This is a genomic window from Acinetobacter sp. CAU_H_S170_2 (assembly GCF_058890445.1).
In genome coordinates, this window is record NZ_JBZYAE010000001.1 from 2,293,322 (window position 1) to 2,305,234 (window position 11,913).

Below are 11,913 nucleotides of genomic sequence, written 5' to 3' on the forward strand. Positions count from 1 at the left end.
CCTCGGTTTTTTATTGGGATTTTCTAAGTGTACAAAACTTAGAATACGCCTTGAGCTAGCATTGCATCTGCAACTTTTACAAAGCCTGCAATGTTCGCACCATTGACATAGTTCACAGTACCATCTGCTTGTGTACCGTATTTCACACAGTTACGGTGAATTTCTTTCATGATCGCATGTAAGCGCTCATCGACTTCTTCAAAAGTCCAACCCAAACGCAAAGCATTTTGTGACATTTCTAAGCCAGAAGTCGCAACACCACCCGCGTTCGATGCTTTACCTGGTGCGTATAAAATTTTCGCTTCAACGAATTTTTCGACTGCATCTAAGGTAGAAGGCATGTTTGCCCCTTCAGCGACACAAATCACACCATTTGCAAGAAGTACTTCAGCATCTGCCTGATCTAACTCATTTTGAGTTGCACATGGCAGTGCAATATCACATGGAATAGACCATGGACGCTGACCTTCTAAGTATTCAAAGCCATGCTTAGATGCAAACTCAGAAATACGACCGCGCTTCACATTTTTCAATTCCATCACTTCAGCAAGTAAAGCATCGGTAAAACCTGCTTTTACATATACCGTACCCGCAGAGTCAGACAATGAAACGACTTTTGCACCCAGATACATTGCTTTTTCAGCAGCGTACTGTGCTACGTTACCAGAACCAGAAATCGTGACTGTTTTGCCTTGGAAGCAGTCGCCACGTGTTTTCAGCATTTCTTCAGCAAAATACACTGTGCCGTAGCCCGTTGCTTCAGGACGCGCCAAAGAACCACCAAAGGTCAAACCTTTACCCGTAAACACAGATGAAGTGTCATTACTTAACTTCTTCATCATGCCAGCCATATAACCCACTTCACGGCCACCCACACCAATATCACCCGCAGGGATATCCGTATTTGAACCTAGGTGACGGTATAGCTCAATCATTAGCGCTTGGCAGAAACGCATAATTTCGCCTTCAGACTTACCCTTAGGATCAAAGTCTGAACCACCTTTACCACCGCCCATTGGCAGTGTAGTGAGGGCATTTTTAAAGGTCTGTTCAAAACCCAAGAACTTAAGAATAGACAAGTTCACCGATGGATGAAAACGCATACCACCTTTAAATGGACCAATAGCCGAGTTGTATTGAACACGGAAAGCACGATTTACATGCGTTTGACCTTGATCATCCACCCATGAAACGCGGAATTGAATCGCACGCTCTGGCTCAACCAAACGCTCCAGCAAACCGTGGTCTGCATAACGAGGATTTTTTTCAATGAACGGCCAAAGGCTGGTCATGACTTCCTCTACCGCTTGTAGAAATTCGGGTTGATGTTCATCACGTGTTTTCACGTAATCTAAAAACTCATTAAGGCTGTTATATTTCAACGCTTAATCCTCAGCAGAAAATGGATCAAAATTGGTCAAATTTTATAAACAATGTTAAATTTTGGCGCAAACAATTAAATATCTTTTACCAACAATTCACAACACATTTCTATAAAAAAACATATTTATCATTTATATAACAATTATTTATATAAAACATACCTCAAAACTGGTTATAAAAAAACACCAATGAAAACACAGGTTTAAAATCTTTTTTTGCTCAAAAATGATGCAGTTAATGAACCGTTTTAGAACACAGGATTATTCAAAAAAAACATGGTAAAATTCAGTGATCTACCTATTTCTCCTAATATCTCTGCAAATTCAGTTGCAGGATTGGTTTACGCATGAATTCGCACATTTCCCTGATCCAAAATATCGATGCCCTCCTTCCCCAAACCCAATGTGGACTCTGCGGACATCGTGATGGATGTCTGCCTTATGCCCAAGCCATCAGCGAAGGTGAAGCAGCCAATAAATGTGTACCCGGCGGGCAGCCTGTAGCCGATGCATTGGCTCAGTTGCTAAACAGGCCAGCATTAATTGCAGAAGAAAGTATTTGGCCTATTCAAGCCGATGGCCGCCCACAGAGAATGAAAGCAGTTATTCGTGAAGATGAATGCATTGGTTGTACCAAATGTATTAGTGCCTGTCCTGTAGATGCCATTATTGGCTCAGGTAAACTTATGCACAGTATTTTGAGTGACCTGTGTACAGGCTGTGAACTGTGTATCCCGCCTTGTCCTGTTGACTGTATTGATCTTATTCCAGATGTAGACGGCATACCGACGGAAATCCTGCGCAAAGCTGAGCAAGATGATTTAAGACAACGCTATTACGCACATATTCAACGTGAAGAAAAACAGCGTCTACACCGTAAAGGCCCAGTGGTTCGTGCAGAAATTGATACGGCGTTATTTGCCCAATTTTCAGCCCAAAATGATACTGTGCCTGATATTCAGATTATTGAAAAAGAACCAGAAATGGCAGCAAAGCTCGATGCAAAATCCACCATTGAGCTGGCGAAATTACGCGTACAAATTAAAAAATTAGAAAAGCAGCTTAGTGTTCGTGAAGATGCGAAAAAACGTCTGTTGTTAGATGACTTAACCCAACAGCTTCATCAGTTACAGGGAGTTTAAAACATGCTAACGACAAGCGGAAAACCTGTAAAAAACATGACCAAAAAGCAAATCCAAATCTTTTTTGAACGTTTACGTGCACAACGTCCAAACCCCAAAACTGAATTGAATTATTCGAGTCCTTTTGAGCTGTTGGTGGCTGTGACCTTGTCTGCTCAGGCGACAGATGTGAGTGTCAACAAAGCCACCGATAAACTCTTTCCTGTTGCCAATACACCTGAAACGATTTATGCCTTAGGGGTCGATGGTTTAAAAACCTATATTAAAACCATAGGCTTATATAATGCGAAGGCTGAAAATGTCATCAAAGCCTGTAAAATACTGATTGAAAAACATAACAGCATCGTGCCAAATAACCGTGCCGATTTAGAAGCTTTGCCCGGTGTAGGACGAAAAACTGCCAATGTGGTGTTAAATACTGCTTTTGGACAACCCACCATGGCGGTCGATACGCATATTTTTCGTTTAGGCAATCGTACGGGATTAGCGGTCGGCAAAAATGTGCTTGAAGTCGAACATCGTTTGGTAAAAGTCATACCAAAAGAATTTATTGTCGACTCGCATCATTGGCTGATTTTACATGGTCGATACTGCTGTATCGCACGCAAACCGAAATGCCATGAGTGTATTGTTTCAGATGTGTGTAACTGGCCAGATCGTTTTGAATTTGGTGCAGCACGTATTGCCACAACGACGATAGAAGCAGAACATTAAAGTTCAGTTTTTTATTGTTGATTCGATTTATCTTTTAAGTCTTGCTGCAACTTCGGATGCAACTGACGTTCTGGTTGCTTCTTCGACAGTTTTTCTTGTTTACTGACATCGCGTAGCATTTTTACGCTAATGCAAAACAAACCCACCAATACCGCCACGGCAACAATAATTAAAACAATGATTCCAACTTGTGCCACACGCGACTCCATTTTTAGAGGATCAAGAAAAAGAGCCCTAATATGACTTAGAGCTCTTTCAATGTCAAAACATTGCCATGTTTAAAACATGCAATTATTTGTCTTGATCAAGAATCGCGAACAAATCTGCTTGTACTTCGTCAATTGGACGTAAGCCATTCAGCTTGTCATAGGTTGGTGCATTTTCACCAGACGCTGCGCGACCTTGGTAGAAACCAACCAACTGTTCAGTTTCAGTGTGGTATGAACCTAAACGCTTACGAATCGTTGCTTCTTGGTCATCTGGACGCTGTACCAGCTCTTCACCAGTTTCGTCGTCCTTACCTTCCACTTTAGGTGGGTTGTAAACGATGTGATAAACACGGCCCGATGCAGGGTGCTGACGGCGACCAGAAAGACGTTGTACGATTTCTTCGTCAGGTACATCAATTTCAATCACGTGATCAATGTTGATGCCTTCATTTTCAAGCGCTTCGGCTTGAGGAATGGTACGAGGGAAACCATCAAAGATACAGCCATTTACACAGTCAGGTTGTGCAATACGTTCTTTCACTAAACCAATGATCAGTTCATCAGATACAAGACCACCATTGTCCATCACGCTTTTAGCTTGTAGACCGAGTTCAGTTCCTTCACGAATTGCAGCACGGAGCATATCACCGGTTGAAATTTGTGGGACATTGTAGCGCTTACAGATCAACTGAGCTTGTGTACCTTTACCTGCTCCAGGTGGTCCGAGTAAGATAATGCGCATAAAAAAACATCCTCATTTAAACAATATATTTGACGCTTTATACATGCCGACAAATTCGACATATTTTTAGCATCTAATTATAAGAAAGCTACAAACAAATGTATTGTACCCGCAATGAAGCCCGTTACCCCACCCAATAAAATCAAAATCCATTCGTCTTCCTGAAATGCAGGACGTAATAAGTTTTGAAATTCTTTCGGCGTTAGCTCCCGAATACGGTCTCTAAACATTTGATAGATTTTCTGTGCACGGCTCGCATTGAACGCTGGGTCGCATACAGGCACCATCGTAATTTCAATTGAACGATCAATCAAGTCCGTCTTGAGTTTTGCGTATTCACGTGGCCCCAAAGACAGCTGCAAAGATGTTCTCACCAATGGTGTTTCCATAATTTCATTAATATGACGTTTGACAATACGACGGGTCTTGTCTTTTTTATTGCCATACATCATTTCAGTCATGATGGATTTTAACGTAATCAGGTCTTCTGTGACTACACTTGCAAACACATCAGACACTTCTTCTTGACGCTTCATGAAAGCGCCTTGCACATTATAAGTCCCAATGCGCGGAATCACAGGCTTAATCCATGGAAACTTACGATCTTTTGTTAATTCAGTCAGTTGCAGATATCGAACATAGTGTGGCTCAATTGGATTAAACACCATCCAAATCGCAATCCAGTTGGTTAAGAAGCCCCATACTGCCGCCCAAAATGGCACGGTCCAATGCCATGGCACCACAAACCAAACAATCATTTGGAAGATACCAAAGAACATCCCAATGAGGGCACTAATATGCCAAATAAAGTTGATTTCTTTCTGACCCACTTTCAAGAACATACGCACCATTAGTCTGCGGTCACCTTCCATTTGGCTGACCACCATATCGCGCATATCCACAAGTGACTCGACGTTCATGGTCAGTTCGGTCACTAATTCTCTGAGCACAGCCGGAAGCTGTTTGTGTGCCTGCGCATAAATTCGACGCTTAATCGAATAAGGTAAGTTTTCCCAAAGTACAGCATTACGGTCAATCATGACTTCATCAATCAGGTGCTCAAGTTCAAAACCAACTTGCTCACCAATGATTCGCGCCATATCCTCAGGATCCATTGCATCTAAAAATTCACGCAAAGAACCAAGCTTAGATAAGGTGTTATCCGTAATGATGCCTGAAATACGCCCCGCTTTTCTGGGCACAATGCCCTGCCAACCCACAGGCAAAGGCCCAATATGAAAGCCCCAAAATGTAATCGGGTAAAAGACCATTTTCAGGGCCATCCAAACGTGCGCCCAAGTCACAAAAGCAGTCACAGGAATAATGCTGAGTACAGCCCAAAAATCGGGTCGATTCAAAAAGGTTTGCCACAACTGATTGACGTACTCAAGCATGCATAACTTCCATATTTAATTTTATTAACTGAATTATATAGCGTTTTAAAAAAGATATTGTGTCTACAAACCGAAACTTAGAGTATAGGAAAATTGTAGTCTCGGTTCAGTTTCTGCAACCACATAGCCCGATTTGGCTTCGAGTTTTTCCCCTGCACCAATCCCTACACTGAAAGTGCTGATTCGTTCAGGACTCAGTAACACATAAGCAAGATCTACACCACCACCAAGGCGAGATTCGTACTCGTCATCCACTTTCTTACTGTCAATATGCCCCGCATAAACACCGAGATAATAGCCATTTTTATCTTTACCAGTAAAATGAACTGGAAATCTAAAACCCAACTGACCACCTACAGGGTAATCATCATTGATAAATACCCCAGCTTTTGCGTATGCAATGCCATAAGGATTCACCCATTCCAGATTGGTGTGCAGTAATTTCTGCGTTACACCAGCCCCTACATTCCACGTTTGAGCACTGCCAGCAGGAATTTTTGCATCTGGCAAAAAGGAATTATCTTGAGCGTAGGCTACGTTTGCACAGGCAACAAGTGCCAACACTGGATAAATTCTTGTCATTATTGTCACCATTATCCGTAATGTTATTTTAGTAATTGGTCCCTTTTTACAGGATTTTGACTGTAGCAGAATTTATAAAACACTTATATACAGCAATTTATATTTTTGATGTCTATAAAGTCAAAATTTAGGCAAAAATGAAAAGCAGAAGCCGCGATTACAAATATCAAAACAGTGTGACATGCGTTAGAATAGCGCGCAGGTATTTTCCTCTTTATCCATGTGTTTAAGTCGATTTGGTATGAAACAGCACTTTCCTTTAAAAAATGTCCAACAAGAAAAGCGCATTTTTCGAAATCGTACCTTTATCTCCATGGGTATTGTGGTTTTCTTCTTGCTGATTTTAGTCACTCGCTATGCCTATTTACAGCTGGTTCAATTTGACGAGTTTTCAACTGCATCCGATCAAAACCGTATCCGCCTACAACCTTTAGCCCCTGCACGTGGTTATATTTATGACCGCAATGGTGTACTGTTGGCGGACAATTATCCTGTCTTTACCGCGACGATGAGTAGAGCGGATGTGACGGATATTGATGCCACGATTGAACGTTTAACACCAATCTTAGAACTCACACCAGATGATATTGAACGCTTTAACAGTCGTATTAAAGCCTCACGTAAAACTGAACGCGTTTCCATTAAACTTAATCTCAATGAAAATGATATCGCTCGCTTTAGCGAAGTTAAATATCAATTCCCTGGGGTTAATATCGAAACCCAGATGACACGCTACTATCCACATGGTGAACTGTTTGCCCATGTGATTGGTTATGTGGGTCGAATTAACGATAAAGAATTAAAAAGCATCAATAAAGATTTGTATGCGGGCACTAACCTGATTGGTAAAATTGGGGTAGAAAACTCCTATGAAGATTTGCTGCATGGTGTGCCAGGAAATGAGTCGGTCGAAGCCGATGCACACGGTAACGTGTTACGCCACTTAGGTCGCAAAGAACCCGTTCGTGGTAATGATTTATATCTTTCGCTCGATTATGGCTTGCAAACGGTTGCCTCAGAGCAGCTTGCAGGTCGTCGTGGCGCAATTGTAGCGATGGATCCACGTACAGGTGAAATCCTCGCCTTGGTCTCAAGTCCAAGTTTTAACCCTAACCTGTTTGTCACCGGCATTAGTCATACCGACTATAGCGGTTTACGCGATAACCTCGATCAACCGCTATATAACCGTGCTGTACAAGGTGCTTACCCACCCGGCTCAACCATTAAACCGATGTTTGGTTTAGGTGGTATTCATTATGGCTTAATTGATTGGGGCACGGCCATTTCCGATCATGGCTATTTCACACTTCCAGGCGATTCGCATAAATTCCGCGACTGGAAAAAATCAGGCCACGGCGTAGTCAACTTGCATAAATCTCAAGTGGTCTCTTGTGATACCTTCTTCTACATTCTGTCGTTCCGTATGGGCATTGAAAAAATGAACACATGGATGCGGCAGTTTGGCTTTGGTGAAAAAACTGGCGTGGATTTACCAAGTGAAAGTACAGGCCTTTACCCAAACCCCGAATGGAAAATGCGTACCCGAGATGCCAAGTGGCTCAAAGGGGAAACCATTTCAGTAAGTATTGGACAAGGTGCTTTTACAGCAACACCGCTGCAATTGGCCATGGCAACAGCCATTACCGCCAACCATGGTTCACATGTGATTCCGCATGTTTTACAAACCAGTAAAGGCGCAAAACCACATAAAGACTTAAATGCACCTGATGGCAGAATCCAGTTCAATGGCACCGATCAAGACTGGATACAAATGCGTGATGCCATGGTCGATGTCATTGAAACAGGGACTGGACGTGGCATTCGCACGCCAATGTATAAAATTGCAGGTAAAACCGGTACTGCACAGGTCAAAAGTATTGCTCAAGGTAAACGCTATAATGAAGCCCTATTGACTGAACGTCAGTTAGATCACGGTTTATTCGTAGGCTTTGCACCTGCGGAAAACCCTGAAATTGCGATTGCAGTGGTTTGGGAAAATGGTCGTCATGGTGGTTCTGCGGCACAGCTGGCTCGTCCGATCTTAGACTACTGGCTGCTCACACGTCATAAAAATCCAATTCGTCCACAAAACCATCAAATTAGTGGCGGCTTGATGACAGCGGGGATTAAACCGGGTGAATTACCAAGTGGTAGCACTCCACCAGCGACCACAACTGGGACAAGTACAGCTACGCCAACCAGTACTTCCAATACAGCACCCGCTTCAACAACGGCAAATACAAGCCGTTCAGCTACACCACCTTCTGCACCTGTGGAGTCAGACTAATTATGAAAAACCAACTCCGCATCATTGGAGGGGACTGGAAACGTCGTCAACTGCCTTTTGCCAATATTGAAGGTTTACGCCCTACGCCTGATCGCGTACGTGAGACTTTGTTTAATTGGCTCATGTGGGATGTGCAAAACACCAATGTTTTGGATATTTGTGCAGGTTCGGGTGCGTTGGCATTTGAAGCCTTATCACGTGGTGCATCAAAGATAGTGATGATTGAACCTGACCGCAGTCAAGCACAGTTTTTAACGCAAAACTTGGAACTCCTTAAAGTCCCTAAGTCTCGTGCCCAGTTAAAAGTAGCGACTGCACAGCAAACATTAGCCACCTTAAAAGAGCAATTTGACTTGGTCTTTTTAGACCCACCGTATAGCCTAGAGCTATGGGAAGAACTGGCCCTCTTGGCGGATCCGATAATTCAAAATAATGGCTATATTTATGTAGAAGCCGATCGGGATTTGAATCTATTAAAACTTCCAGCATCGTGGGTGCAAGTGAAGAGCACCAAAGCTGGGACTGTACGTGCAGGTTTATATCAAAAGAAAGTGGTGGTTTCCCCATAATCTAGACACTTTTACGCCCTTTTGATTTAGGCCATCACGAAAGAAATTGCTCTTAGTGCATATTAGTGTGGTTCTGAGCTACGCTATGTATAAAGATCAATATACATATTCAAAATCAAGCTAAGGTTTCAATCATTTTTCATGTCTAAAACTATGTAGACAGATCGAAAAACCATACACTCGCTAAAATTTTAAATATATCGCATATGACTTGGTTGATCTTTATCTTAGGTGCAATGGTGGCGGGTTTTGTACAGGGACTCACGGGCTTTGCATTTGCCTTAATTGCCATGTCATTTTGGGTCTGGATCTTGGCACCTCAGCTCGCAGCGCCCTTGGTGGTGTTCGCCTCAGTCTGGAGTCACCTAATTTCCTTAAAGTCGGAATCTGCCTTTCAACTTGATAAAAGCCTTGTTACGCCTTATATCCTTGCAGGTCTGATTGGCGTTCCATTGGGTACCTATCTGTTAGACATCATTCAAGCACATACCTTTAAACTGGTTCTAGGAATTTTTTTGATTCTTTGGTGTCCATTGATGTTAATTAATCCCCAGATTCGCTTCATTCAAAACTCTGGAAAATACGCCGATAGCAGTATTGGTTTTCTTGGAGGTGTATTGGGTGGGTTAGGAGGCTTTTGTGGCTCACTGCCTTCAGCTTGGGTCATGTTAAAAAACCTTCCTAAAGAGCAACAGCGCTCAATTTTAAGGCATTTTAATTTCGCCATTCAGCTATTCACCTTACTCACCTATCTGCTCCGCGGAAATTTAAACTTGCAACATTTACCCTATATGGGCATCTTACTTTTGAGTGTGAGTCTACCTGCCATGCTCGGCGCGCAATTGTTTTATAAAATTTCTGAGCGGCAGTTCAAACATACGGTACTGGGTTTATTGTTTAGTTCAGGCTGTTTTCTATGTATCAGCTATCGCTTTCTGTAGTGCTATAAAAACCTGACTCTGCACTTTGGCATTGGCTTGGGTCAGCAATTGTGTGTTTTGTGTCAAAATAGGCTCATCTTTAAACAACTTAGCTCTACTGGGCTTTCTCCAACTCCAAAAATCTTTATACAATTGGCACACCTTCAAACCCACCGCTCACCATATATGAAACTGCCTCTTGCACTACTGAGTATTTGCTTTATCAGTGCTTGCTCCATAAGCTCATCCAAAGAAATAAAACAAGCCGAAAAACTTCTCCAATCTTTTGACTGTCAAAATATAGAGCGCGATCAAGCAGACCACAGCAGTATGACCAGTTATCATGAACAAGTGCTTGCCAGCAGCAAACAAAAAGCCCAATCCTATGTAGAAAGCTATCAACATGGCGATCAAATTTTTGACCTGCCCCTGCCCGAAGTGATTGAAACACAGCTACAAAGTTATACGGCCGCATGCCAATCACTAGGTGGGGTTTTACCCAATCCCCAGCAAAGTCCTTAAAATACGATTAGCAATAAAAAAGACAGCTCGAAAGCTGTCTTTTTTATTTCATATGATTCGAATTTAAGACACAGTTGAGTCGTTGTGATAGCGAGTATCGACACTGAAATCTTGAGGAAATTTAGCAGAAATTTGCGCATAAAATGCCATAATTTCAGCCATATCTTTTTCATAATCACCAGTAGGATAAATAATTTTACCCACTCCAGTTTTTTTCTTCGCATAGTCCATATAGGCCAACGCAATTGGAACACCTGCACTAACTGCAACATGGTAAAAACCTGTTTTCCACTGTTCCTGCTTGGCACGTGTCCCTTCAGGGGTGACCAACATCACCAACTTAGGGTGTTCTTTAAAAAGATCACTCATGAGTTGCACCATACTTGGACGTGGTTCACCTTCATGCTTCGGACGACGGTCAATACCTATCCCGCCCATTGCACGAACAAATGGCCCAAATGGCAGTTTCATATAGCTGTCTTTAATAGTGATACGGACATGCACACCTAAGGCCTTTAATGCCAAACGAGCGTACAGCGCATCCCAATTGCTGGTATGTGGCGCTGCAATCATTACACATTGATCGATATTCAAATCCCAATGATTATCAATCTGCCACCCCATTAAGGCTAAACTTTGTTCTGCAAGCTTTTCGAACACAAAAAATACCACATTACTGAAAATCCGCGCCGATTCTAGCAATGCTGCTGATCAAATACACGGCGAGACGCTCAATAAAACAACAATTAATCTATAAACGTATATTTTATTTAATTCCAAATATTTCAAGAAAAAACAGGGTCTTTGAGATTAAAGGTAAAAATACGTGAATAGTATTCTTTATTGAAGATACAGAAGCACTCACAGATCTTCACAGATTCATTTCCTGCACTACTGTAGTGTAAAACTAAACATTGAATAATATCAGGTGCTGTATATGCAAAAGACTGTTTTAGCACTATGCCTATCTTTCACCATGTTAACTGCATGCTCAAAGCCAAATGAAAACAATCCTCCACCAGATCACAATGTCACGGCATCTCTGGACGACAGTGCTAGCACAACCGTGATGGATGCACCAGACACAGCAAATGCCTTAGATTGGGTAGGCACATATCAAGGGGTTCTACCCTGTCATGATTGTTCTGGGATCGACACTGAACTTGAACTGACCTTAGATCATCATTTTGTGCTGAAACAAAAATTTTTAGGCAAATCGAATAATAATTATGTCAATGAAGTGAAAGGTTCATTTCAATTTTTGAATGACTCTGATCAACTGATACAGCTCGACTCATCTGGTGATAGCCGTATTTATTATATTGGTGCGCAATTCATTGAAATGCGTGGCGATAAAGGCCAACTACTGGATCAACCTGAGTCCAACTTTAAACTCACCAAATCCTTAGAATAGACACTCGCAACATTCTGAATGATTTAAATTGCTTCT

General features: G+C 42.1%; 13 protein-coding genes. 7 read left to right on the plus strand and 6 right to left on the minus strand.

What is annotated here, in order from left to right; all coding sequences use genetic code 11:
• Positions 1 to 38: 38 nt before the first annotated feature.
• Positions 39 to 1,382, minus strand: a complete 1,344-nt coding sequence (gdhA, locus tag AC5EUN_RS11345) for an NADP-specific glutamate dehydrogenase (RefSeq protein WP_004980905.1) — start codon at positions 1,380 to 1,382, stop codon at positions 39 to 41.
• Between the two features lie 347 nt (positions 1,383 to 1,729).
• Between gdhA and AC5EUN_RS11350 the strand changes: the two genes are divergently transcribed.
• Entirely contained in the window at positions 1,730 to 2,524 is a 795-nt protein-coding gene (locus AC5EUN_RS11350; protein WP_493352354.1) for an RnfABCDGE type electron transport complex subunit B, read from the plus strand.
• Between the two features lie 3 nt (positions 2,525 to 2,527).
• Positions 2,528 to 3,238 carry an endonuclease III gene (nth, locus tag AC5EUN_RS11355; RefSeq protein WP_148826427.1) on the plus strand — a complete coding sequence of 237 codons (711 nt, stop codon included), beginning with the start codon at positions 2,528 to 2,530 and terminating at the stop codon, positions 3,236 to 3,238.
• 11 nt (positions 3,239 to 3,249) lie between these two features.
• On the opposite strand, the gene AC5EUN_RS11360 is transcribed toward nth, so the two are convergent.
• From AC5EUN_RS11360 to AC5EUN_RS11375, 4 genes are all read right to left on the minus strand, one after another.
• Positions 3,250 to 3,435 carry a hypothetical protein gene (locus AC5EUN_RS11360; protein ID WP_371746420.1) on the minus strand — a complete coding sequence of 62 codons (186 nt, stop codon included), beginning with the start codon at positions 3,433 to 3,435 and terminating at the stop codon, positions 3,250 to 3,252.
• 94 nt (positions 3,436 to 3,529) lie between these two features.
• A complete protein-coding gene (gene adk, locus AC5EUN_RS11365; RefSeq protein ID WP_004980915.1) occupies positions 3,530 to 4,189 on the minus strand; it encodes an adenylate kinase in 660 nt (219 codons plus the stop codon).
• A gap of 77 nt (positions 4,190 to 4,266) precedes the next feature.
• On the minus strand, positions 4,267 to 5,583 hold the full coding sequence (locus AC5EUN_RS11370; protein WP_004694304.1) for a DUF445 domain-containing protein: 1,317 nt from the start codon (positions 5,581 to 5,583) through the stop codon (positions 4,267 to 4,269).
• 63 nt (positions 5,584 to 5,646) lie between these two features.
• Positions 5,647 to 6,165, minus strand: a complete 519-nt coding sequence (locus AC5EUN_RS11375) for a hypothetical protein (protein ID WP_493352355.1) — start codon at positions 6,163 to 6,165, stop codon at positions 5,647 to 5,649.
• A 241-nt stretch (positions 6,166 to 6,406) separates the two neighbouring features.
• Here AC5EUN_RS11375 and mrdA point away from each other — a divergent pair, with 241 nt between their 5' ends.
• The 4 genes from mrdA to AC5EUN_RS11395 all read left to right on the plus strand — a co-directional run bounded on the left by mrdA (position 6,407) and on the right by AC5EUN_RS11395 (position 10,463).
• Positions 6,407 to 8,452 (plus strand): penicillin-binding protein 2, encoded by a 2,046-nt coding sequence (gene mrdA / locus AC5EUN_RS11380; protein ID WP_010326295.1) that lies wholly within the window; start codon positions 6,407 to 6,409, stop codon positions 8,450 to 8,452.
• A 2-nt stretch (positions 8,453 to 8,454) separates the two neighbouring features.
• The gene (gene rsmD, locus AC5EUN_RS11385; RefSeq protein WP_010326294.1) at positions 8,455 to 9,021 is read left to right on the plus strand and encodes a 16S rRNA (guanine(966)-N(2))-methyltransferase RsmD; all 567 of its coding nucleotides are present in this window, start codon (positions 8,455 to 8,457) and stop codon (positions 9,019 to 9,021) included.
• Positions 9,022 to 9,227: 206 nt separating this feature from the next.
• Positions 9,228 to 9,962: a sulfite exporter TauE/SafE family protein gene (locus AC5EUN_RS11390; protein ID WP_010326293.1), complete on the plus strand. Its 735-nt coding sequence runs from the start codon at positions 9,228 to 9,230 to the stop codon at positions 9,960 to 9,962.
• A gap of 165 nt (positions 9,963 to 10,127) precedes the next feature.
• On the plus strand, positions 10,128 to 10,463 hold the full coding sequence (locus tag AC5EUN_RS11395) for a hypothetical protein (RefSeq protein WP_010326292.1): 336 nt from the start codon (positions 10,128 to 10,130) through the stop codon (positions 10,461 to 10,463).
• 63 nt (positions 10,464 to 10,526) lie between these two features.
• On the opposite strand, the gene AC5EUN_RS11400 is transcribed toward AC5EUN_RS11395, so the two are convergent.
• Positions 10,527 to 11,123, minus strand: coding sequence for a 1-acyl-sn-glycerol-3-phosphate acyltransferase (locus AC5EUN_RS11400; RefSeq protein WP_010326291.1), 597 nt, complete (start codon positions 11,121 to 11,123; stop codon positions 10,527 to 10,529).
• 277 nt (positions 11,124 to 11,400) lie between these two features.
• Between AC5EUN_RS11400 and AC5EUN_RS11405 the strand changes: the two genes are divergently transcribed.
• Entirely contained in the window at positions 11,401 to 11,877 is a 477-nt protein-coding gene (locus tag AC5EUN_RS11405) for a copper resistance protein NlpE (RefSeq protein ID WP_010326290.1), read from the plus strand.
• Positions 11,878 to 11,913: the final 36 nt, after the last annotated feature.